This is a genomic window from Streptomyces sp. NPDC037288 (assembly GCF_055603265.1).
Window position 1 is genome coordinate 263,394 of record NZ_JBVJVY010000007.1, and the last position, 23,060, is coordinate 286,453.

A 23,060-nucleotide genomic window follows, 5' to 3' on the forward strand; every position below is an offset into this window, starting at 1 on the left:
CAGACCACGGACCCCCGTCAGAACACGGACCTCCGTCAGGCCACGGCGCTGAGCGTGTCCGCGAGCCGTCTGCGTGCCGCGCGGGCCGCGGGCAGTGCGGCGAGCGCCGCCGCCCCGAGCACGGCCGCCGCGCCGAGGGCGAGCAGCAGCACCGGCGAGGGAGACTGGGCGATACCGGCACCGATACCGCTGGAGCTGCCCTGGGCGTCGATCAGCCGGCGGGCCAGCGGCAGCCCCAGCGCCGTACCGGCGAGCGCCGCGGCCAGGGTCGTACAGCTCGTCGCCGTGACGGTGATCGCGGTGATCTGCCGCGGGGACATGCCGATCGCCTTCAGCGCCAGCACATCCCGCTCGCCCTCACGGACGCTGCCGCCGATGGCGGTGAGCAGCTCCACCAGCCCGATCAGGGCCAGTACGGCGATCAGCCCGGCGACGACGGCGCGCAGCGGGGACAGCCCGTCGGCGGGGTTGTCCACGGGGTGCACGTCCAGGTGGCCCCGGCCGGCCGCGGACAGCGCGGCGGCCACGCGCAGCGGGTCGGCGCCGGGGCGCAGGCGCAGCTCGTAGAAGGCGGGGGACAGCCCGGGGTCGTTCTCGCGGAGGGTGTCCAGGGACGTGGTGACGACCCGGCCGGCGTTCTGCGGTTCGATGCTGCGGCCCACGATGTGCAGGATCTGCGGCCGGTCGCCCACCGTCATCCGCACCCAGTCACCGACCCGCGCGTGCAGCAGGTCCAGCAGGCCCTGGCCGGCCACCGCCTCGTCCGGTCCCCGTGCGGTCCGGCCCTCGGCGAGGGCGCAGGGGTAGGGCGCGGTGCGGGTGCCGACGCCGCGCAGCGCGATGGTGCCGGTCTGGCCGGGGACCAGCGCGGCGACCTCGACTCCGGGATAGGCGCCGGTGACCCGGTGCTCGGCGGTGAGCACGGCCCGTACGGCGGGCGCGTCCAGGGCGCCGTCGGAGCGGACCGTGAGGGCCGTCGGCATTCCCACGCGCTCCGGGCTGCTGTGGAAGCGGTCGATCGTGGTCCAGGCGCTGAGCGCGACCACGATCAGCAGCAGCGGCAGCGTCAGCCGGGCCACGGTGGCCAGCGACCGGCCGCGCCCCGCACACGCCTTGTGGCAGCCGAGGACCAGCGCGGCCGGCAACCGCAGCCCGAGCGCCCGCCGGGCCGGTCCGGTCAGCCCGCCACCGGCCGGCGCGGCCGGGCGCGGCACCGGAACCGGCGGGACCCGCCCGGCCCGCCAGGCCGCGAGCCCCGTGGTCAGGCCGATGAACAGCACGGCGCCCACGGGCACCACGAACAGCGCCACGGTGTGGCCCGGCAGTCCCTGCCACACGCCCACGGCGTCGCCGAGCCGCCCGGGGATCCGGCTGCCGAGGGCCTCGGTGAGGGCCACGGCGGCCACCGAACCGAGCAGCGCGTACGCCAGGTGCTGGAGCAGGAAGACCCGGACGACCTGGCCGGGTGTGAAACCGATCGCCTTCAGCACCGACAGGTCCCGCAGATGCCCCCGGATGCGGGTGGCGATCGCCCCGTGCACGGCGAACCCCGCGGCGACCAGCGCGCCCAGTCCGAACAGGCCGAGCACCTGCCCGAGCAGCCGGTTGTCGCCCTGGGCCGCGGCGCGCGCCTGCTGCCAGGTGGAGACCTCGCCGACCGCGCCCGCGCCCAGCACCGTGACGGCACGCTGCACGGCGTAGTCCGTGTCGCCCGGGTCGGCAAGGCGCAGCCCGATCACCTCGGTGACGGGGGCGCGCACGGCCGACGGCAGCGCCCAGACCAGGCCCGGCTGCTCGCCCGGGCTGTAGTGCGGCTCGGCGCTGTCCGCGATGCCCTCGACGGTCAGGGTGCGGGCGGTACCCGGCAGCGTGAGGGTGTCCCCCGGCTCGGCCAGCAGGGCCCGGGCCAGGCTGCTGTCCAGCACCACGCCGTTCGGTTCGGCCGGATCCAGCCAGTGCCCGGCGGTGAGCAGCGGCCGGCCGACGGAGGGCCGCTGGGAGACGCCGCGCAGTTCCACGGCGGCACGGCTGCCGCGTACGGCGACGGTGGCGGACTCGGTGCGGTAGGGACCGGCGACGGACTCGACGCCGTCCAGCCGGGCGAGCTCGCGGGTGTCCGCGGAGGGGACGGTGTGGATCCACACGTGTGCCCCGCGGGCCTGCGTGAAGATCCGCTGCCAGGGGTTGGTGGCGTAGCCGAACAGGGCGGTGGCCAGCAGCAGCGAGGCGACGATGCCGGCCGTGGCCAGGACGAGGAAGAGCGCCTCGCCGCGATGCGTGCGCAGATCGGAGTGCGCCCAGCGCCGGCCGGCCGCGCCGCCGACGGCCGCGCCGCCAAGAAGGCCGCGGTGCGTCGTCGGTCGTGTGCTGCGCCGTCGTGGCCGGGCGCGCGGTTCCCCGCGCCCCTGCCGGGCGCTGTCCGGACCGCGGCCAGCCATCAGTCCCTCAGCTCCAGCACGCCCGAGATCCCCGACTTCCGGGACGGCGGTGCGCTGTCCAGGCGCGCGTCGTCGGCTATCCGGCCGTCGAAGAAGCTGATCACGCGGTCGGCGGCGCTCGCCAGCCGGGCGTCGTGGGTGACCAGGACGATGCTCTGCCCGCGTCCGTGGAAGCGGGACAGAAGCCGCATCACCTCGCGTGTGCCCTTGCTGTCCAGGCTTCCGGCGGGCTCGTCGGCCAACAGCAGCGGCGGATGGTTGACCAGGGCCCGGGCGAGCGCGACCCGCTGCTGTTCGCCACCGGACAGCTCGCCCGGCATGCTGCGCTCCTTGCCCTCGAGCCCCAGCTCGGCCAGGAGCTGCTCCCGTTCGGCGCGCGCCTTCTTCGGCGGGACGCCGGCGAGCAGGGCGGGCAGCTCGACGTTGTCGGCCACGGACAGGTTCGACACCAGGTTGAAGAACTGGAACACGATCCCGATCGCCTTGCGGCGCTCCACCGCCCAGCGCGCCTCGCTGAAGGAGTCCGTGCACCGCCCGTCGAGCCAGATGGTGCCCTGGTCCGGCCGCTGCAGCCCGCCGAGCAGATGCAGCAGCGTGGACTTGCCGGCGCCGGACGGGCCGGTGATCGCCACGAACTCGCCGCGTCCCACGGACAGATCGACCCCGCGCACGGCGTGCGCGGGCGCGCCCTCGCCGTGGTGGGTCTTCACCAGACCCTCGGCGCGCAGCACCGAAGTGCCCTCGGCGTGCGGCACCGGAGCAGCGTGCTCGCTCATTCCAGTTCCTCCTGGCACCGCTCGAGCCAGTCGAGGTCGGCCTGCAGATGCAGCATCGCGCCCTCGATGAGCAGGTGGGCGATTCGGTTGTCCCGGTTCTCGGCCGCGGCCAGTTTCGACAGGTTGCGCATGGTGGTCAGGTACTGGCGCCGCTGCTTGTTGATGAGGGCGATCTGTTCGGCGAGACCGGTCTGCGGGGCGAGGGCGAGCTTCATGAAGAACTCGTCCCGCACCCGCGGCTCGTCCTCGGTCTCCTCGAACCAGGCGTGCAGCGCCTCGCGCCCGGCGTCGGTGAGGTGGTAGACCTTCTTGTTGGGCCGGCTGGACTGCTCGACGTCCTCGCCCTCGATCAGTCCCGACTTCTCGAGGCGGCCGAGGGTGACGTAGATCTGGCCGACGTTCGGCTGAGGGTACGCGGAGCCCAGCAGTTGCTCAAGGTCCTGCTTCAGCTCGTAGCCGTGAGCCGGGCCACGGGCGAGGAGTGCCAGGAGGGGCAGGCGCACTCGTGCTGTCCTCCTGTCTGCTCACAATGTGCTCCAGGCCCTAGTATCGCCCATACCCAACAGGTATACATGGCCTCTGACTCCCGGGCGAGGGTGCCCGGAGCCGTGTGTACGTGTTCAGGGAGGAACCTATGCGGTGGATACGCGCCGCCGGTAGGGGCCTCCTCGTTCTCGCCGTGATCATGACCGGGTACGTCGCCTCCGGCGCACAGGCCGACGAGGCCGCGGGAGGCGGCCGCGGCCCGCTCACCCTGGCCACCGCCGGCGACCTCACCGGCTATCTCGGCCCGCTGCTCCAGGGCTGGAACCGCACCCACCCCGGCGAGAAGGTCACGCTCGTCGAGCTGCCGGACTCCGCCGACGAGACGCATGCGCAGATGGCCACCGACCTGCGCGGCGGCGACCGGGGCCGCTTCGACGTCCTGAACATCGACGTCAACTGGACCTCCGAGTTCGCGGCGGCCGGCTGGATCCGCCCACTGCCGCGCGACCGCTTCCCGCTGAAGAGCTTCCTGCCGCCGGTCGTGGACACGGCCACCTATGACGGACGGCTGTACGCGGTCCCGTATGTCACGAATGCCGGACTCCTCCTGTATCGCAAGGACATCCTCGCCAAGGAGGGTGTCCCCCCGCCGCGCACCTGGACCGAGCTGGAGCACGACGCGAAGACGATCGCGCCGAAGTACGGACTCGGCGGCTACGCCGGCCAGTTCCTGCCCTACGAGGGACTCACCGTGAACGCGGCCGAGGCCGTGTACTCGGCGGGCGGCACGATCCTCGGCGACGAGGGCACCCGGGTCACCGTCGACTCGGCCGGCGCCCGCGAGGGCATCGGCTTCCTCGCCCGCGGCATCCGCGAGGGCTGGATACCCAGGGCGGCGCTGACGTACAAGGAAGAGGAGTCCAAACAGGCCTTCCAGGACGGCAGGCTGCTCTTCCTGCGCAACTGGCCCTACGCCTACGCCGTCGCCTCCGCCAAGGGCTCCAAGGTCGCCGGCAAGATCGGCGCCGTACCGATCCCCGGCCCCGACGGGCCGGGGACGAGTGTGCTCGGCGGCTCGAACCTCGCCGTCAACTCCCATACCCGCCACCCCGATTCGGCCGCGCGCCTGATCGCCTACCTCACCAGCGCGCCCGTCCAGCGCCAGGTACTCGTCCGGGGTGCGCTGCCGCCCGTACGGGCCGCGCTCTACGAAGACCCCGCGCTGGTGCGGCGGTTCCCTTATCTGCCGACCCTGCGCACCGCCGTGCTCACCGCCGCCCCGCGCCCCAAGAGCGCGCACTACGACCAGGTCAGCCTGGTGGTCCAGGCGGTCGTGCAGGACGCCCTGACGGGGCACGAGACGCCTGCGGCGGCGGTACGCCGACTGGCCCGGGAGCTGGCGGCCGTCTCCGGCCACTAGTTACTTGTTAAGTAACGCCCACATCTCATCTGCCGCTCGGATGCCCCAGTAAGTCCGTATTTGGCACCCCAACTCCGCAGTAACCAAAGTTCTTTTCATTGACACCCTCGCGATACGCCTACCTAACATGCATGCATGTTGAGTAAGCACCACTGGTGGCGCGACGCCGTCATCTACCAGGTGTACGTCCGCAGCTTCCTGGACAGCACCGGCGACGGCATCGGCGATCTGGCCGGGGTCCGCGCGGGGCTGCCGTACCTGAAGAAGCTCGGTGTCGACGGCATCTGGCTGAGCCCCTTCTACCCCTCGCCGCAGCACGACCACGGCTACGACGTGGCCGACTACTGCGACGTCGACCCGCTCTTCGGCGACCTCGCCGAGTTCGACCTGCTGATGGCGGCGGCCCGGCGGCTCGGCATCAAGGTGCTGCTCGACATCGTCCCCAACCACTGCTCCAGCGAGCACCCGTGGTTCCGCGAGGCCCTGGACAGCGCCCCCGGCAGCCAGGCCCGCGCCCGCTTCCACTTCGCCGACGGCCGCGGCCCGGACGGCAGCGAGCCGCCCAACAACTGGCACGCCATGTTCGGCGGCCCGGCCTGGACCAGAGTCGGCGACGGCCAGTGGTACCTGCACATGTTCACGCCCGAGCAGCCCGACTGGAACTGGCGCGACCCCGAGGTCGCCGCCGAGTTCGACCGTGTCCTGCGCTTCTGGCTGGACCGGGGCGTCGACGGCTTCCGCATCGATGTGGCGGCCGGGCTGTACAAGCACCCCGAACTGCCCGACTCCGACGACCCGGAGGCCGACGCCCGCACCCGCGACTCGGTCAACCCGCTCGCCTGGAACCAGCCCGAGGTGCACGAGGTGTGGCGCTGGTGGCGCGCCGTGTGCGAGGAGTACACCGCACGCGACGGCCGCGAACGCCTCCTCGTCGGCGAGGTCTCCGTCCCCACCGCCCGCGAACACGCCCTGTACGTCCGCCCGGACGAACTCCACCAGGCCTTCTTCTTCGACCTGCTCGGCGCCCCCTGGGACGCCGACGCCTTCCGCAAGGTCATCTCCGAGGCCATGCAGGACATCGCCGGCACCGGTTCCACGGTCACCTGGGTCCTCAACAACCACGACCAGGTCCGCACCGTCACCCGCTACGGCGAACCCGCCACCGAGGGCAGCGGCCTCGGCGCCGCCCGTGCCCGCGCCGCCGCGCTGCTGATGCTGGCGCTGCCCGGAGCCGCGTACATCTACCAGGGCGAGGAACTGGGCCTGCCCGAGGTCGTCGACCTGCCCGACGACGTCCTCACCGACCCGATCTTCCGCCGCACCGGCAGCCGCGCCCGCATACGCGACGGCTGCCGGGTGCCGCTGCCCTGGTCCGGGCAGGCATCCCCGTTCGGCTTCACCTCCGGCGCCGAGTCCGCCAAACCCTGGCTGCCGCAGCCGGAGTACTTCGCCGAGTACGCCACCGACCGCGCTCTCGCCGACACCCGCTCCTTCTGGCACCTGTACCGCGACGGTCTCCAACTCCGGTCGTCGCTGCCGCAGCTGGGCGAGGGCACGCTGCGCTGGCTGGACAGCCCGCCCGGCGTCCTCGCCTTCGCCCGCGGCGACGGCCTGGTCTGCGCCGTCAACTTCGGTACGGCCCCCGCCCCCGCGCCCGTCTCCGGCACCCCCCTGCTCTCCAGCGGCCCCTGCCCGGCCGGGGTACTGCCCGGCGCCACGGCGGCCTGGTGGCTGAGCGACCACTGACCCCCACCCGTCACCTCCCATCCCCCTGAAGGGACATCAACGATGATGCGACGACGTACCACCCTGCTCACCAGCTGCACCGCGCTGGCCCTGGCCCTCGGTGCCACCGCCTGCGGCGGCGGACCGGTCTCCGCGGGCGGCGGCGACAAGGCCCTCAGCGGCCAGACGGTCACCGTGGCCGGCGTCTGGACCGGCAGCGAACAGAAGAACTTCCAGAAGGTGCTGGACGCCTTCACCGCGAAGACCGGCGCCAAGACGCAGTTCATCTCCACCGGCGACAACGTCTCCACCGTCGTCGGCAGCAAGATCGAGGGCGGCAACGCGCCGGACGTCGTGATGGTCCCGCAGGTCGGCGTCCTCGACCAGTTCGCGAAGAAGGGCTGGCTCAAGCCGCTGTCGCCGACCACCCAGCAGACGGTCACCGCCGACTACGCGCCGGTGTGGAAGAAGTACGGCAGCGTCGACGGCACCCTGTACGGCCTGTACTTCAAGGCCGCCCACAAGTCGACCGTCTGGTACAGCCCCGACGCCCTCACCCAGGCCGGGGTCAAGCCGCCGAAGACGTACGACCAGATGCTGAAGGCCGGCCACACGGTGTCCGACTCCGGCCTCGCCGCCTTCGCCGTCGGCGGAGAGGACGGCTGGACCCTCACCGACTGGTTCGAGAACGTCTACCTCTCCCAGGCCGGACCCCGGAAGTACGACGCCCTCGCCGCGCACAAGCTGCAGTGGACCGACCCGTCCGTCGTCAAGGCGCTCACCACGCTCGGCAAGCTGTTCAAGGACAAGCAGCTCGTCGCGGGCGGCCAGAAGGAGGCGCTGAACACCGACTTCCCGAGCTCGGTGGAGAAGGTGTTCGGGCCCAAGCCCGAGGCCGGCATGGTCTTCGAGGGCGACTTCGTGGCCGGCGTCGCGCACGACCAGTTCGGCAAGGCGATCGGCAAGGACGCGAACTTCTTCCCCTTCCCCGCGGTCGACGGCGGTACGGCACCGGTGGTCAGCGGCGGTGACGCGGCCGTCGTCCTCAAGGACGGCAAGAACGCCAAGGCCGGCATGAAGCTCCTGGAGTACCTGGCCACCCCCGAGGCCGCGGCCGTCTGGGCGAAGGCGGGCGGCTTCCTGTCCCCGAACAAGAAGCTCGACCTCGCCTCCTACAGCGACGACGTCACCCGCGCCACCGCCAAGTCCCTCGTCGGGGCCGGCGATTCGGTCCGCTTCGACATGTCCGACCAGGCACCGGCGGCCTTCGGCGGCACCAAGGGGGCCGGCGAGTGGAAGCTGCTGCAGGACTTCCTGCGCGACCCGTCCGACCCGAAGGGCACCGCGGCGAAGCTGGAAGCCGCGGCGGCCAAGGCCTACCAGGGCTGAGCGGCAGCACCATGACCGCCACCGCTCTCGTGAAACAGCAGGCGGGCCCGCGGGCCGCCGGCCCGGCGCCCGTGCGCCGCGGCCGGCGGCGCGCCCGGCTGATCGCCCTGCTCTTCGTCTTCCCCGCGCTGCTCCTGCTCGGCGCGCTCGTCGTCTACCCGGTGCTGTTCTCCGTCGGCCGCAGCTTCTTCGACGCCTCCGGCACCCGGTTCGTGGGCGGCGACAACTACGCCGAGATGTTCCGCGACCCGGCCACCCTGAAGGCCGTCCGCAACACCACCATCTGGGTGGTGGTGGCCCCGGCCCTGCTCACCGGCCTCGGCCTGATCCTGGCCGTCCTGGTGGAGAAGGTCCGCTGGGCCACGGCGTTCAAGCTGCTGCTCTTCATGCCGATGGCGGTGTCCTTCCTCGCCGCCGGCATCATCTTCCGGCTCGCCTACGACGAGGACCCGAACAAGGGCGTGCTCAACGCGGCCGTGGTCTCCGTCCACGACGCCTTCAAGGGCACGTCGTCGTATCCGACGGCCCGGGGCCGTGCGGGTCTGCTGACCCAGGACAAGGACGGTTCCTGGAGTACGACCGCCTCCAGCGGCCACTCGGTGACGCTTCCGATGGTCGGCGTCCTGCCCAAGGACCTGCCCAAGGGAGCCGAGCCCGCTGATGCGGCGGCCTCCCGCAAGGCCGCACCCGGCGAGCTGCGCGGTGTCGTCTACCTGGACTTCACCCCGGGAGGGGGCGGCAGGCAGGGCAAGGTCGACCCGAAGGAGAGCGGGTTGCCCGGCATGAAGGTCGAGGCGGTGCACGACGGGCGGACGGCCGCGAGCACGACCACCGCCGCCGACGGCTCCTTCACCTTCTCCGGGCTGCACACGGGCCCGTACACGGTGAAACTCCCGGAGTCCAACTTCGCGCCGCCCTACCAGGGCGTCTCCTGGCTCGGGCCGACCCTCGTCACCCCGGCGATCATCGGCGCGTACCTGTGGATCTGGACCGGCTTCGCGATGGTCCTGATCGGCGCGGGCCTGTCCACGCTGCCCCGGGACACGCTGGAGGCGGCCCGGATGGACGGCGCGAACGAGTGGCAGATCTTCCGCCGGATCACCGTCCCGCTGCTCGCACCCGTGCTCACCGTGGTCTTCGTGACCCTCGTGATCAACGTGATGAAGGTCTTCGACCTCGTCTACATCATCGCGCCCGGACCCGTGCAGGAGGACGCCACCGTCCTCGCCACCCAGATGTGGCTCGTGTCCTTCGGCGGCGGCAACAACCAGGGCCTCGGCAGCGCCCTCGGCGTGCTGCTCCTGCTCCTGGTGATCCCCGCGATGGTCTTCAACGTCCGCCGTTTCCGCAGCAGTCAACGATGAGGAGTCAGCGATGAACGCCCTACGGCGCTCCCTGGGCAACGGTCTCGTCCAGGCCGTCCTCGTGGTCGTCGGCCTGGTCTGGCTGACCCCGCTCGCGGGACTGTTCCTGTCCTCCCTGCGCTCGGCGCAGGACACCGCGAAGGGCGGCTGGTGGACGGCCCTGGCGAGCCCCGGCCAGCTGTCCTTCGACAACTACTCGGCGCTGCTGAAGAACTCCGGGATGACGCAGGCCTTCTGGAACACGGTCCTGATCTCGGTACCGGCCACGACCCTCGTCGTGGTGATCGCCGCCCTCGCCGGATACGCCTTCGCCTGGCTGGACTTTCCGCTGCGGGAGCCGCTCTTCCTGCTGGTGGTGGCCCTGTTGGTGGTGCCGGTCCAGATCGGCCTGCTGCCGGTGGCCAAACTCTTCGGCGCGCTGGGCCTGTTCGGCACGATCCCCGGTGTCGTCCTGTTCCACGTGGCGTACGGGCTGCCGTTCGCGGTGTTCCTGCTGCGCAACTACTTCGCGGAGATGCCGAAGGAGATGCTGGAGGCGGCGCGGATGGACGGCGGCAGCGAGTGGCGCATCTTCACCCGGCTGGTCCTGCCGGTGGGGCGCCCGGCGATCGCCTCGCTCGCGATCTTCCAGTTCCTCTGGGTCTGGAACGACATGCTGGTCGCCCTGCTCTTCGCCGACAGCTCCTCCCAACCGCTGACCGTGGAACTCCAGTCACAGATCCGCCAGTTCGGCAGCAACATCGACGTCCTGGCACCGGGCGCGTTCCTGTCCCTGATCGTGCCGGTGGTGGTGTTCTTCGCGTTCCAGCGGCACTTCGTGCAGGGCGTGATGGCGGGGTCGGTGAAATGAGTGACGGCGGGAACCGCAGTTCCCGCCGTCCTCTGCGGCTGCACGTGCCTCACGGTGACGCGGGCGGATACAGCGACCGGGGCAGCTGCGCAGCCGCAGCCGCATCCAGCAGCCACAGGGTGCGGGCGCGGCCGTACGCCCCCGCCGCCGGCGCCTGGATCTCACCGGCGCCCGACAGGGCGATGGCCACGGCCTCCGCCTTGTCCCCGCCGGCCGCGAGGAGCCACACCTCGCGGGCCGAGCGGATCGCCGGGAGGGTGAGGGAGACCCGGGTCGGCGGCGGCTTGGGCGCGCCGTGCACGCCGACCACCGTGCGTTCGGTCTCCCGTACGGCCGGCAACTCCGGGAAGAGCGAGGCCACATGGGTGTCCGGGCCGACGCCCAGCATCAGGACGTCGAAGGTGGGTACCGAGCCGTGGTTCTCCGGCCCGGCCGCCTTCGCCAGCTCGGCCGCGTACGCCTCGGCCGCCGCATCGACGTCCTTGCCGTACGGGCCGTCGGAGGCGGGCATGGCGTGCACGCGCTCCGGGTCCAGCGGCACGGAGTCCAGCAGCGCCTCGCGGGCCTGCGTGACATTGCGCTCGGGGTCGCCCTCGGGGAGGTAGCGCTCGTCGCCCCACCACAGGTCGAGGCGGCCCCAGTCGATGGCGTCCCGGGCGGGCGCCGCCGCCAGCGCGGCCAGCAGGCCGTTGCCGTTGCGGCCGCCCGTGAGGACCACGGACGCGGTGCCCCGGGAGGCCTGCGCGTCCACGATCTTCGTGATCAGGCGGGCCGCGGCGGCCTGGGCCATCAGTTCCTTGTCGCGGTGGACGACCAGCTGCGGAGTGCTCACTTCGCCGCCGCCTTCCTCGCCGGTGCCTTCTTCGCGGTCTTCGCCGCGGCCTTCCTGGCCGGAGCCTTGGCCGCTTCCTCCACCGGTTCCGGCTCGGCTGCCGCGGGCTGCTGCTCCGGAACCGTGTTCAGCCGCTGCACGCCATAGCGCAGTGCCGACGCGTAGGTGTCGTCCGGGTCGAGCCGGCGCAACTCCTCCGCGATCAGCTCGGCGGTCTCCCGCCTCTTCAGCGCCACCGCGCGGGCCGGCTGGCCCTCGATGGACAGGGTGGCCAGCGAGCCGTCCGCCCGGTCCAGCACGATCGGACCGCAGTCGGTGTCCATGCGGACGGCCGTGAGGCCCGGGCCCGAGGACAGCGAGCGCTTCACCGGTACGTCCAGCCGGTCCGCGAGCCACATCGCCAGCAGCTCACAGCTCGGGTTGAACTCCTCGCCCTCCACCTCGACGGCCTTCACCTCACAGACCACCTGGTCCAGGGCCGCCGCGAGCATCGAACGCCACGGCGTGATCCGGGTCCAGGACAGGTCGGTGTCGCCGGGCGTGTAGGCCTCCGCGCGGGCGGACAGCTCCCGCACCGGCTGCTCGGCGGCGTAGGTGTCGGTGACCCGGCGCTGGGCGAGCGCGCCCAGCGGGTCCTTCGCGGGGTCCAGCGGGGCGTTCACCGGCCACCACACGACGACGGGCGCGTCCGGCAGCAGCAGCGGCAGCACGACCGAGTCGGCGTGGTCGACGACCTCGCCGTACAGCCGCAGGACCACCGTCTCGCCGGTGCCGGCGTCCGCGCCCACCCGCACCTCGGCGTCCAGCCGCGAGGACGTGCGGTCGCGCGGGGAGCGGGAGACCCGCTTGATGACCACCAGCGTGCGCGAAGGGTGCTCGCGCGAGGCTTCGTTGGCGGCCTTCAGGGCGTCGTAGGCGTTCTCCTCGTCGGTGACGATGACGAGGGTGAGGACCATGCCGACGGCGGGTGTGCCGATGGCGCGGCGGCCCCGTACGAGCGCCTTGTTGATCTCTCCGGCGGTGGTGTCGGTCAGGTCTATCTTCATGGCCGGCGCCAGCTCCGTCCGTCTCGTGCGAGCATCTCGTCCGCCTCGGCGGGGCCCCAGGTACCCGACTTGTACTGCGCGGGCCTGCCGTGCTTGTCCCAGTACTCCTCGATCGGGTCGAGGATCTTCCAGGACAGCTCGACCTCCTCCGTGCGCGGGAAGAGGTTGGCGTCGCCGAGCAGCACGTCGAGGATCAGACGCTCGTACGCCTCCGGGCTGGACTCCGTGAACGACTCGCCGTAGGCGAAGTCCATGGAGACGTCCCGGATCTCCATCGAGGTGCCCGGCACCTTCGAGCCGAACCGCACGGTCACGCCCTCGTCGGGCTGGACCCGGATGACGATCGCGTTCTGGCCCAGCTCCTCCGTCGCCGTGGTGTCGAAGGGGGAGTGCGGGGCCCGCTGGAAGACGACGGCGATCTCCGTCACGCGGCGGCCGAGGCGCTTGCCGGTGCGCAGATAGAAGGGGACGCCCGCCCAGCGGCGGTTGTCTATCTCCAGCTTGATCGCCGCATACGTGTCGGTCTTCGACTTCGGGTCGATGCCCTCCTCTTCGAGGTAGCCGATGACCTTCTCGCCGCCCTGCCAGCCGCCCGCGTACTGCCCGCGCACGGTGGCGCGGCCCAGGTCCTTGGGCAGCCGTACCGCGCCGAGCACCTTCTCCTTCTCCGCGGCCAGCGCGTCCGCGCCGAAGGAGGCCGGCTCCTCCATGGCCGTGAGGGCCATGAGCTGGAGCAGGTGGTTCTGGATGACGTCACGGGCGGCGCCGATGCCGTCGTAGTAACCGGCCCGGCCGCCGATGCCGATGTCCTCGGCCATGGTGATCTGCACGTGGTCCACGAACGACCGGTTCCAGATCGGCTCGAACATCGTGTTGGCGAACCGCAGCGCCAGGATGTTCTGGACGGTCTCCTTGCCGAGGTAGTGGTCGATCCGGAACACCTGGTCCGACGAGAACACCTCGTGCACGACCTTGTTCAGCTCCTCGGCCGACTCCAGGTCGTGGCCGAACGGCTTCTCGATGACCGCGCGCCGCCAGGAACCGCCCGACTGGTCGGCCAGCCCGTGCTTCTTCAGCTGCTGGATGACCACCGGGAAGGAGCGCGGCGGCACCGACAGGTAGAAGGCGAAGTTGCCGCCCGTGCCCTGCGCCTTGTCCAGCTCCTCGATGGTGGCGCGCAGCCGGTCGAAGGCGTCGTCGTCGTCGAAGGTGCCCTGGACGAAGCGCATCCCCTGGATGAGCTGCTGCCAGACCTCCTCACGGAACGGCGTGCGCGAGTGCTCCTTCACCGCGGCGTGCACGACCTCGGCGAAGTCCTCGTGCTCCCAGTCGCGGCGGGCGAAGCCCACCAGCGAGAAGCCCGGCGGCAGCAGACCCCGGTTGGCGAGGTCGTACACCGCGGGCATCAGCTTCTTGCGCGACAGGTCGCCCGTGACACCGAAGATGACCAGACCCGACGGCCCCGCGATCCGCGGGAGCCGTCGGTCGGCCGGGTCACGAAGCGGGTTCGCTCCGGAACCGGAAAGGGGTGACAAGTCAGCCCTCCGAAGGGGCGAGGCGCTCGAGCTCCGCCTGGGTGGACTTCAGCAGGTCGTTCCAGGACGCCTCGAACTTCTCGACGCCCTCGTCCTCCAGCACCTGCACGACGTCGTCGTACGAGACGCCGAGCTTCTCCAGCGCGTCCAGGTCGGCACGCGCCTGCTCGTAGGTGCCGGCGATGGTGTCGCCGCTGATCTCGCCGTGGTCCTCGGTGGCCTCCAGCGTGGCCTCCGGCATGGTGTTGACCGTGTTCGGGGCGACCAGCTCGGTGACGTACAGCGTGTCCGGGTACGCCGGGTCCTTCACACCGGTCGACGCCCACAGCGGACGCTGCTTGTTGGCGCCGGCGTTCTCCAGCACGTTCCAGCGGTCCGAGGAGAAGACCTCCTCGTACGCCTGGTACGCGAGACGCGCGTTGGCGACGGCGGCCTTGCCGCGCAGCGCCTTGGCCTCGTCGGTGCCGATCCCGTTCAGGCGCTTGTCGATCTCGGTGTCCACGCGGGAGACGAAGAAGGACGCCACGGAGTGGATCTTGGACAGGTCCAGGCCGCGCTCCTTGGCCTTCTCCAGACCGGAGAGGTAGGCGTCCATGACGGCCCGGTACCGCTCCAGGGAGAAGATCAGGGTGACGTTGACGCTGATGCCCAGGCCGATCGTCTCGGCGATCGCCGGCAGCCCCGCCTGGGTGGCCGGGATCTTGATCAGGGTGTTGGGCCGGTCCACCAGCCAGGCCAGCTGCTTCGCCTCGGCGACGGTGGCCTTGGTGTGGTGCGCCAGGCGCGGGTCGACCTCGATGGAGACCCGGCCGTCCTTGCCACCGGTGGCGTCGAAGACCGGACGCAGGATGTCGGCGGCGTCGCGGACGTCCGCCGTGGTGATCATGCGGATGGCCTCTTCCACGGTGACCTTGCGGGCGGCGAGGTCCGCGACCTGCTGCTCGTAGCCGTCGCCGGCGGAGATCGCCTTCTGGAAGATCGTCGGGTTGGTGGTGACGCCCACGACGTGCTGCTGGTCGATCAGCTCGGCGAGGTTGCCGGACGTGATCCGCTTGCGCGACAGGTCGTCCAGCCAGATCGCGACGCCTTCCTCGGAGAGGCGCTTGAGTGCGTCTGTCATGGAATTACATCTCCTACGTGTCGTATATGAGCGTCAGCGCTGGGCGGCGGTGAGGGATTCCCTGGCCTTGGCGGCCACATTCTCCGCAGTGAAGCCGAACTCGCGGAAGAGGACCTTGCCGTCGGCGGAAGCACCGAAGTGCTCCAGGGAAACGATGCGGCCGGCATCCCCCACGTACTTGTGCCAGGTCAGCCCGATGCCCGCCTCCACGGCCACCCGGGCCTTGACGGACGGCGGCAGCACGGAGTCCCGGTACCCCTGGTCCTGCTGCTCGAACCACTCGACCGACGGCATGGACACGACCCTCGTCGGCACGCCCTCGGCCTGCAGCTGCTCGCGCGCCCCGACGGCCACGTGCACCTCGGAACCGGTGGCGATCAGGATGACCTGCGGCTCGCCGCCCTCCGCCTCGAACAGCACGTAACCACCGCGCGCCGCGTCCTCGTTGGGCTCGTACGTCGGCACGCCCTGACGGGTCAGCGCCAGGCCGTGCGGCTGGCCCTTGCCGAACTCCTTGGTGTAGCGCTTGAGGATCTCGCGCCAGGCGATCGCGGTCTCGTTGGCGTCGGCCGGGCGGACGATGTTCAGGCCGGGGATGGCGCGCAGCGAGGCGAGGTGCTCGACGGGCTGGTGGGTGGGGCCGTCCTCGCCCAGGCCGATGGAGTCGTGCGTCCACACGTACGTCACCGGCAGGTGCATCAGGGCCGACAGGCGCACCGCGTTGCGCATGTAGTCGGAGAAGACGAGGAAGGTGCCGCCGTAGATCCGGGTGTTGCCGTGCAGGGCGATGCCGTTCATCTCGGCGCCCATGGAGTGCTCGCGGATGCCGAAGTGGATCGTGCGGCCGTAGGGGTTGGCCTCCGGCAGCGGGTTGCCCTCGGGCAGGAACGAGCTGTCCTTGTCGATGGTGGTGTTGTTCGACCCGGCCAGGTCGGCGGAGCCGCCCCACAGCTCGGGGATCACCGCGCCCAGCGCCTGCAGCACCTTGCCGGAGGCGGCGCGCGTGGCGATGCCCTTGCCGGGCTCGAAGACCGGGATCTTCTCCTCCCAGCCGGTGGGCAGCTCACCCGCGCTGATGCGGTCGAACTCCGCCGCGCGCTCCGGGTTGGCGTCGCGCCACAGCTGCAGGGACTTCTCCCACTCGGCCTTCGCCTGGGCGCCGCGCTCCAGGGCCTTGCGGGTGTGGCCGATCACCTCGTCGGAGACCTCGAAGGTCTGCTCGGGGTCGAAGCCGAGGACACGCTTGGTGGCCGCGACCTCCTCCTCGCCCAGCGCCGAGCCGTGCGCGGCCTCGGTGTTCTGCGCGGTCGGGGCGGGCCAGGCGATGATGGACCGCATCGCGATGAAGGAGGGCCGGTCGGTGACGGCCTTCGCCTCCTGGATCGCGGCGTAGATCGCGGCCGGGTCCAGGTCCCCGTTGGCCTGGGCCTCCACGCGCTGCACATGCCAGCCGTACGCCTCGTACCGCTTGACCGTGTCCTCGGAGACGGCCGTCTCGGTGTCGCCCTCGATCGAGATGTGGTTGTCGTCCCACAGCAGGATCAGATTGCCCAGCTTCTGGTGCCCGGCCAGCGACGACGCCTCGGCGGAGATACCCTCCTGCAGACACCCGTCGCCGGCGATGCAGTAGACGAAGTGGTCGAACGGCGACTCACCGGCCGGGGCGCCCGGGTCGAACAGGCCGCGCTCGTAGCGGGCCGCCATCGCCATGCCCACCGCGTTGGCCACCCCCTGCCCGAGCGGGCCGGTGGTGGTCTCCACGCCCTTGGTGTGCCCGTACTCCGGGTGGCCCGGGGTCTTCGAACCCCAGGTGCGGAAGGCCTTCAGATCCTCCAGCTCCAGGCCGAAGCCGGCCAGGTACAGCTGGGTGTAGAGGGTCAGGGACGAGTGGCCGGCGGACAGCACGAAGCGGTCGCGCCCCACCCACTCCGGGTCGGCCGGGTCGTGCCGCATCACCTTCTGGAAGAGGGTGTAGGCGGCCGGAGCCAGGCTCATCGCCGTACCGGGATGGCCGTTGCCGACCTTCTGTACGGCGTCGGCGGCCAGGACCCGGGCGGTGTCCACGGCCCGCTGGTCCAGCTCGGTCCACTCAAGGTCTGTGGTGGTCGGCTTGGTGCTCACCCTGGGTCAGGGCTCCTCTCCACATGTCGGTCGCCGGTCTTCAGGGCATGCGCCCACCCGGCCGCCGGCGTGCTTGGCGCCCACCGGCCGCTGACGAGCCTACCCCCGTGAGGACGTGCATTTTTTCGAGTGTTTCCAGACTGCCGGGAGTCCGTCGGATCCGCCTCCCGACTGGCCGAACGCCGTATTCGGCACATGAATACGGACGCTGACATCTGAGCGCTCAATCGAGTGGCGGGACCTCTCTCATGGGGCTCCTCTTATGGGGGCTGTCAACACGACCCCACCCCCGCGAAGGCCGGGGTATGGGCAACGTCTAAAGTGGCGTGGTACGCGCGAGCCTTTACCGGGACTTCACACGGGGAGGCTCGCTGGGATGTCTCTGTCAGGGGTGTGCGTGACGGCCGTCGAATCCCGTCCTGGGGGTACCTCCCAGGCCCTTCAGGCTCGGGGGGAGGGCGTGCTGGGTGGTGCGAGCCAGGGCCCGGTTCACCGGCCGTTCGGGGCCCGTGTCAAGGCGTTCGTGGCTCTGACCAAGCCGCGGATCATCGAGCTGCTGCTCATCACCACCGTTCCGGTGATGTTCCTGGCGCAGCGGGGCGTGCCGGACCTCGAGCTGGTCCTGCTCACCTGCGTCGGCGGCTACCTCTCCGCGGGCGGCGCCAACGCGCTCAACATGTACATCGACCGGGACATCGACGCCCTGATGGACCGCACCTCGCAGCGGCCGCTGGTGACCGGCATGGTCAGCCCGCCCGAGTGCCTGGCCTTCGGCATCACCCTGGCGGTCGTCTCGACGCTGCTGTTCGGCTTCACCGTCAACTGGCTGAGCGCCTGGCTGTCGCTCGGAGCGCTCCTCTTCTACGTCGTCGTCTACACGATGATCCTCAAGCGGCGTACGTCGCAGAACATCGTGTGGGGCGGCATCGCCGGCTGCCTCCCGGTGCTCATCGGCTGGTCCTCGGTCACGAACTCGATGTCCTGGGCGCCGGTCATCCTCTTCCTCGTCATGTTCTTCTGGACGCCGCCGCACTACTGGCCGCTGTCCATGAAGGTCAAGGAGGACTACGCGCGCGTGGGCGTGCCGATGCTGCCGGTCATCGCCTCCAACAAGGTCGTCGCCCGCCAGATCGTCATCTACAGCTGGGTGATGGTCCTGGTCTCCCTGCTCCTGACCCCGCTCGGCTACACCGGCTGGTTCTACACGGTGGTCGCCCTCGCGGCCGGCGGCTTCTGGCTGTGGGAGGCGCACGGGCTGCAGAACCGGGCGAAGGCCGAGGTGACGGGCGGGAAGCTGAAGGAGATGCGGCTGTTCCACTGGTCGATCACCTATGTGTCGATCCTGTTCGTCGCGGTCGCGGTGGATCCGTTCCTGCGCTGACACACGTCACACAGGCCTGCTCTCGCCAGTTGATCTACTCATGAGTAGCATCCTGGTCATGGCAGACACGCAGCAGGTTGACCCGAAGGCCGAGCGCAAGGCGGCGAAGCTCGCCCACCAGATCAGCACCTTCGCCAAGGCCCACGGCGGCGCCGAGGGCCAGGTGGCCCACATCGGCGAGCGCGGCGCCCGTATCGTGCTCGTGGGCGAGGACGGCGGCTGGGGCGACCTCGTGGCCCCCAGCACCGAGATCGCCGAGAAGGCCGTCGAGAAGTCCGGCATCACCGTCCACGAGTCCTTCGACGGCGAGTTCGCAGCGAAGGTGACGACGGGGAAGTACGAGTGGAAGCGGATGGCCGGCATGCAGATCGGCGGTTGATCCCGCGCTCGAAAGGGCGCGGAATCGTATCGGTATGCGGCTCCGCCGCGGGGACGCGATCAACCACATACGGTCTCAAGCCGCCAACGAACTCGCAGTCCCGAGCTCGACCGCGACCTCGAACCCCGTTCACCCGTTAGGCCGGTCAAGCCAGCGCACGCGGGGAGCCCCGGATGATCGAAACGCCGTCCCTCGTGGACCAGTACTGCCACGGCGTACTGCGGACGGAACTGGGCCTCGGCACCTTCGAGGCCCAGCTGGCCCGCACCGAGGGCCCACCCGCGCCCGGCACCACCCTCTTCGACACCCAGACGGGCTTCGCCGTACGGCGCTGGTGCCCACCCCTGCTCGGCCTCGAACCGCACTGCCTGCCCGCCCGCTATCTGGCCCGGCGCCGGGAACTGGGCGTCCTGGAAACGGGCCGCAGGCTGCTGCGCGGCAGCGGCATCACCACGTATCTCGTCGACACCGGCCTGCCCGGCGATCTCACCGGCCCCGCCGAGATGGCCTGTGACGGCGGCGCCCAGGCCCGTGAGATCGTCCGGCTGGAGCTGCTCGCGGAGCAGGTCGCGGACACCTCCGGCACCGTCGAGTCCTTCCTCGCCAACCTCGCCGAGTCCGTGCACGGCGCCGCCGCGGACGCCGTCGCCTTCACCTCCGTCGCCGGCCTCAGACACGGCCTGGCCCTCGCGCCCGAGCCGCCGGGACCGGGGGAGGTGCGGGGCGCGGCGGGCCGCTGGCTGGCCGGGCGGCGGGTCGGCGGGACGCTCACCGACCCCGTGCTGCTCCGGCACCTGCTGTGGATCGCGGTCGCCTCGGGCCTGCCCCTGCAGCTGCACGCCGGGCTCGGCGAGCCGGGCTCCCGCATCGACCGCACCGACCCCGTGCTGCTGACCGACTTCGTCCGGGCCACGGCCGGCCTCGGTACCGACCTGATCCTGCTGCACGGCTATCCGTACCATCGTCACGCCGCCCATCTGGCCGGAGTCTTCCCGCACGTCTACGCCGACTCCGGCGCCGCACTCGTGCGTACCGGCGCCCGCGCGGCCACGGTCCTCGCCGAGATCCTGGAGCTGGCGCCCTTCGGCAAGATCCTCTTCTCCACCGGCGCCCACGGCCTGCCCGAGCTGCACGTCGTCGGCGCCCGCCTCTTCTGCGAGGCCCTGAACCGGATCCTGGGCACCTGGGTCGCCGACGGCGCCTGGTCGCTGGAGGACGCCCAGCGGGTGGCCCGCATGGTCGCGGCGGACAACGCGCGCCGGGTCTACGGACTTCGGTGAGCTGTCCGGACCGGGCGGATGCCGGCCGGCGAACCGCGCCCCGGGGCCGTACGACGGCCGGTGGCCCTCACCGGAGACTGCGCGCCTCACCTCCGGCCGCGAAACTCCACTGCGGCTTCCTCGCCCACCGCGTACGCGTGACTCACGCGTGCGTGCCCGCCGTCACCTCGGCCGAGGGGCCGGGCAGGTCGAGGGTGTCCTCCGGGCGTTCGCGGAGCGACAGCAGGACCCGCAGGACGCCGATCCACACCAGGCAGGAACCGAACATGTGCAGTGCCACCAGCAGCTCGGGCAGATGGGTGAAGTACTGCACGTAACCGATCACGCCCTGACCGAGCAGGATCAGGAACAGCTCCCGTGTGCGCGCCAGCGGCCCACTCGGCGCGTCCACCGCCTTCAGCACGAACCACAGCGCGAACGTCAGCGTCACCACGATCCACGCGAGCACCGCGTGCAGCTTGGCCACGGTCTCCCAGTCGATGGGGATCCGCTTGACCTCGCTGGAGTCACCCGCGTGCGGCCCGGCTCCGGTCACCACCGTGCCGACCGCGATGAGCAGGAGGGACGCGCTCAGCAGGAACCACACCAGCTGCTGCACGGCCTTGCCGACCAGCGGCCGGGGTGCCGCGTCGCCCTCGCGCGTGCGCTGCCACATCACCGCGGCGACCGTGATCAGGGCCGTCGCCAGCAGGAAGTGGGCGGCGACGGTGTACGGGTTGAGGCCCACGAGCACCACGATGCCGCCGAGGATCGCGTTGCCCATCACGAGCCAGAACTGGGCCCAGCCCAGCCGGGTCAGGTCGCGCCGCCACGGCTTCGCGGACCGCGCGGCGATGATCGCCCAGCCGACCGCCGCGCACAGCACGTACGTCAGCATCCGGTTACCGAACTCGATCGCGCTGTGGTAGCTCAGCGCGTTCGTCGGGGTCAGCGAGCCGTCGGTGCACTCCGGCCAGGTCGGGCAGCCGAGTCCGGATCCGGTCAGGCGTACGGCGCCGCCGGTGACGACGATGACCACCGACATCACGAGCGCGGCGAGGGCGGCCCGCCGGACCGTCCGGGGGTCCGGGGTCCAGCGGTCGGCGATGAAGGCGAGCGGGTTGCGCAGAGCCGCAGCGGCGTCGGCGGGGTTCAGCTTGGGCACGGGCACCATCGTAGGCCGCCGCTTGTGCATGCTTTCACGAGGGGCCACCGTGGCGGCTCACTCCCAGCGGAAGAACTTTCCTGCGGCGGCCAGGGCGACGACCGCCCACACCGCCAGAATCCCCAGGTCGCCCCACGGCATCCCGGCCCCGTGCTGGAGCACGTCCCGCACACCGTCCGACAGCGCGGAAATGGGCAGCAGCCCGAGCACGTGCTGTGCGGCCGGGCCGAACTTCTCCAGCGGCACGATGACGCCGCCGCCGACGAGCAGCAGCAGGAAGACCAGGTTGGCGGCGGCCAGGGTCGCCTCCGCCTTCAGCGTGCCCGCCATCAGCAGACCGAGCCCGGAGAAGGCGGCCGTACCGAGGACGAGGAGGAGCAGGACGGCGGCGGGGTTGCCGTGCGGGGACCAGCCCAGCGCGAAGGCGATCACCGTCAGCAGGATCACCTGGAGGACCTCGGTGACCAGCACGGACGCCGTCTTGGCGGTCATCAGGGCCCAGCGGGGCAGCGGCGAGGAGGCGAGCCGCTTGAGTACGCCGTAGCGGCGCTCGAAGCCGGTCGCGATGGCCTGCCCGGTGAACGCCGTCGACATCACGGCCAGCGCCAGGACGCCGGGAGCCAGGAAGTCCACCGCCTCGCCCTTGCCGGTGTCCACGACGTCCACGGAGCTGAAGAGCACCAGAAGCAGCGTCGGGATGACGACCGTCAGCAGCAGTTGCTCGCCGTTGCGCAGCAGCATCTTCGTCTCCAGCGCCGCCTGTGCCGCGATCATGCGGGGGAGGGGCGCCGCACCCGGCTTGGGGGCGTACGTACCGGTTGCGGTCGTCACGAGCGCAGCTCCTTGCCTGTGAGCTCCAGAAAAACGTCCTCCAGCGTGTGCCGCTCCACCGAGATGCGGTCCGGCATCACCCCGTGCTGGGCGCACCAGGAGGTCACGGTGGCCAGCAGCTGCGGGTCGACCTTGCCGACGACCCGGTAGCTGCCCGGGGTCAGCTCGGCGGCCGTGCAGTCGGCCGGGAGCGCCTTCAGCAGGGAGCCCACGTCGAGGCCGGGGCGGCCGGTGAAGCGCAGGGTGTTCTCGGCGCCGCCCTTGCACAGCTCCTCCGGGGAGCCCTGGGCGATGACCCGGCCGCCGTCGATGATCGCCACGTCGTCGGCGAGCTGCTCGGCCTCTTCCATGTAGTGCGTGGTGAGGATCACCGAGACACCGTCGGTGCGCAGGTCCTTCACCAGGTCCCAGGTGGCCCGGCGGGCCTGCGGGTCCAGTCCGGCCGTCGGCTCGTCCAGGAAGACCAGCTCCGGGCGCCCCACGACGGCCATGGCGAGCGCGAGCCGCTGCTGCTGGCCGCCGGACAGCCGCCGGTAGCTGGTCCGCCCGCAGCCGCCGAGACCCAGCCGCTCGATCAGCGCGTCCACGTCCAGCGGATGGGCGTGCAGCCTGGCCACGTGCCGCAGCATCTCGTCGGCCCGGGCGCCGGAGTACACGCCGCCGGACTGGAGCATCACACCGATACGGGGACGCAGCTCGGCGGACCGGCGCACCGGGTCGAGCCCCAGGACCCGCACGGTGCCGGAATCCGGCTTCCGGTACCCCTCGCAGGTCTCGACCGTGGTCGTCTTTCCCGCCCCGTTGGGGCCGAGTACGGCGGTCACGCCCGCCCCGGCCACCAGGTCGAGGCCGTCCACCGCGGTCTTCGTGCCGTACCGCTTCACCAGGGCCTGGACCTGAACCACGGGCTCGCTTCGCATGGGTCCAGAGTCTAGGGAAGCAC

Annotated in this window: 19 protein-coding genes; 8 read left to right on the forward strand and 11 right to left on the reverse strand. The window is 71.2% G+C overall.

Going from position 1 to position 23,060, the window contains the following annotated elements:
• Nucleotides 1-35: 35 nt before the first annotated feature.
• From ACZ7GZ_RS11600 to ACZ7GZ_RS11610, 3 genes are read right to left on the reverse strand one after another with little or no spacing between them, the layout of a single operon-like run.
• Entirely contained in the window at nt 36-2,438 is a 2,403-nt protein-coding gene (locus tag ACZ7GZ_RS11600; RefSeq protein ID WP_471023032.1) for an ABC transporter permease, read from the reverse strand.
• Nucleotides 2,438-3,214 carry an ABC transporter ATP-binding protein gene (locus ACZ7GZ_RS11605; RefSeq protein ID WP_471023035.1) on the reverse strand — a complete coding sequence of 259 codons (777 nt, stop codon included), beginning with the start codon at nt 3,212-3,214 and terminating at the stop codon, nt 2,438-2,440. The genes ACZ7GZ_RS11600 and ACZ7GZ_RS11605 overlap by 1 nt, the downstream gene beginning before the upstream one ends.
• Nucleotides 3,211-3,717 carry a PadR family transcriptional regulator gene (locus tag ACZ7GZ_RS11610; protein ID WP_471023037.1) on the reverse strand — a complete coding sequence of 169 codons (507 nt, stop codon included), beginning with the start codon at nt 3,715-3,717 and terminating at the stop codon, nt 3,211-3,213. The genes ACZ7GZ_RS11605 and ACZ7GZ_RS11610 overlap by 4 nt, the downstream gene beginning before the upstream one ends.
• Nucleotides 3,718-3,848: 131 nt before the next feature.
• Here ACZ7GZ_RS11610 and ACZ7GZ_RS11615 point away from each other — a divergent pair, with 131 nt between their 5' ends.
• From ACZ7GZ_RS11615 to ACZ7GZ_RS11635, 5 genes are all read left to right on the forward strand, one after another.
• Nucleotides 3,849-5,120: an ABC transporter substrate-binding protein gene (locus tag ACZ7GZ_RS11615; RefSeq protein ID WP_471023040.1), complete on the forward strand. Its 1,272-nt coding sequence runs from the start codon at nt 3,849-3,851 to the stop codon at nt 5,118-5,120.
• A gap of 135 nt (nt 5,121-5,255) precedes the next feature.
• A complete protein-coding gene (locus ACZ7GZ_RS11620) occupies nt 5,256-6,866 on the forward strand; it encodes a glycoside hydrolase family 13 protein (RefSeq protein ID WP_471023043.1) in 1,611 nt (536 codons plus the stop codon).
• Between the two features lie 42 nt (nt 6,867-6,908).
• A complete protein-coding gene (locus ACZ7GZ_RS11625; RefSeq protein ID WP_471023046.1) occupies nt 6,909-8,234 on the forward strand; it encodes an ABC transporter substrate-binding protein in 1,326 nt (441 codons plus the stop codon).
• 11 nt (nt 8,235-8,245) lie between these two features.
• Nucleotides 8,246-9,598, forward strand: a complete 1,353-nt coding sequence (locus tag ACZ7GZ_RS11630) for a carbohydrate ABC transporter permease (RefSeq protein WP_471023049.1) — start codon at nt 8,246-8,248, stop codon at nt 9,596-9,598.
• Between the two features lie 10 nt (nt 9,599-9,608).
• Nucleotides 9,609-10,448, forward strand: coding sequence for a carbohydrate ABC transporter permease (locus tag ACZ7GZ_RS11635; RefSeq protein WP_471023051.1), 840 nt, complete (start codon nt 9,609-9,611; stop codon nt 10,446-10,448).
• Between the two features lie 49 nt (nt 10,449-10,497).
• Here the strand turns inward: ACZ7GZ_RS11635 and pgl are convergent, their stop codons facing one another.
• The 5 genes from pgl to tkt are packed head-to-tail and all read right to left on the reverse strand — an operon-like array spanning nt 10,498 to nt 17,102.
• Nucleotides 10,498-11,280, reverse strand: coding sequence for a 6-phosphogluconolactonase (gene pgl, locus ACZ7GZ_RS11640; RefSeq protein WP_471023054.1), 783 nt, complete (start codon nt 11,278-11,280; stop codon nt 10,498-10,500).
• Nucleotides 11,277-12,326: a glucose-6-phosphate dehydrogenase assembly protein OpcA gene (gene opcA, locus ACZ7GZ_RS11645; RefSeq protein ID WP_471023056.1), complete on the reverse strand. Its 1,050-nt coding sequence runs from the start codon at nt 12,324-12,326 to the stop codon at nt 11,277-11,279. The genes pgl and opcA overlap by 4 nt, the downstream gene beginning before the upstream one ends.
• The gene (zwf, locus tag ACZ7GZ_RS11650; RefSeq protein WP_471023059.1) at nt 12,323-13,861 is read right to left on the reverse strand and encodes a glucose-6-phosphate dehydrogenase; all 1,539 of its coding nucleotides are present in this window, start codon (nt 13,859-13,861) and stop codon (nt 12,323-12,325) included. The genes opcA and zwf overlap by 4 nt, the downstream gene beginning before the upstream one ends.
• A 1-nt stretch (nt 13,862) precedes the next feature.
• On the reverse strand, nt 13,863-14,981 hold the full coding sequence (tal, locus tag ACZ7GZ_RS11655; protein WP_471023062.1) for a transaldolase: 1,119 nt from the start codon (nt 14,979-14,981) through the stop codon (nt 13,863-13,865).
• A gap of 33 nt (nt 14,982-15,014) precedes the next feature.
• Nucleotides 15,015-17,102 carry a transketolase gene (gene tkt, locus ACZ7GZ_RS11660; RefSeq protein WP_471023063.1) on the reverse strand — a complete coding sequence of 696 codons (2,088 nt, stop codon included), beginning with the start codon at nt 17,100-17,102 and terminating at the stop codon, nt 15,015-15,017.
• Nucleotides 17,103-17,478: 376 nt separating this feature from the next.
• On the opposite strand from tkt, the gene ACZ7GZ_RS11665 reads away from it, so the two are divergent.
• From ACZ7GZ_RS11665 to ACZ7GZ_RS11675, 3 genes are all read left to right on the forward strand, one after another.
• Nucleotides 17,479-18,483: a heme o synthase gene (locus ACZ7GZ_RS11665; RefSeq protein WP_471023066.1), complete on the forward strand. Its 1,005-nt coding sequence runs from the start codon at nt 17,479-17,481 to the stop codon at nt 18,481-18,483.
• A 58-nt stretch (nt 18,484-18,541) separates the two neighbouring features.
• The gene (locus tag ACZ7GZ_RS11670; protein ID WP_471023069.1) at nt 18,542-18,862 is read left to right on the forward strand and encodes a hypothetical protein; all 321 of its coding nucleotides are present in this window, start codon (nt 18,542-18,544) and stop codon (nt 18,860-18,862) included.
• Between the two features lie 173 nt (nt 18,863-19,035).
• Nucleotides 19,036-20,142 (forward strand): amidohydrolase family protein, encoded by a 1,107-nt coding sequence (locus tag ACZ7GZ_RS11675; protein WP_471023072.1) that lies wholly within the window; start codon nt 19,036-19,038, stop codon nt 20,140-20,142.
• 142 nt (nt 20,143-20,284) lie between these two features.
• On the opposite strand, the gene ACZ7GZ_RS11680 is transcribed toward ACZ7GZ_RS11675, so the two are convergent.
• From ACZ7GZ_RS11680 to ACZ7GZ_RS11690, 3 genes are read right to left on the reverse strand one after another with little or no spacing between them, the layout of a single operon-like run.
• Nucleotides 20,285-21,295 (reverse strand): COX15/CtaA family protein, encoded by a 1,011-nt coding sequence (locus ACZ7GZ_RS11680; protein WP_471023074.1) that lies wholly within the window; start codon nt 21,293-21,295, stop codon nt 20,285-20,287.
• A gap of 48 nt (nt 21,296-21,343) precedes the next feature.
• Nucleotides 21,344-22,060 carry an ABC transporter permease gene (locus ACZ7GZ_RS11685; protein WP_471023152.1) on the reverse strand — a complete coding sequence of 239 codons (717 nt, stop codon included), beginning with the start codon at nt 22,058-22,060 and terminating at the stop codon, nt 21,344-21,346.
• Nucleotides 22,061-22,113: 53 nt separating this feature from the next.
• A complete protein-coding gene (locus ACZ7GZ_RS11690) occupies nt 22,114-23,037 on the reverse strand; it encodes an ABC transporter ATP-binding protein (protein ID WP_471023077.1) in 924 nt (307 codons plus the stop codon).
• Nucleotides 23,038-23,060: the final 23 nt, after the last annotated feature.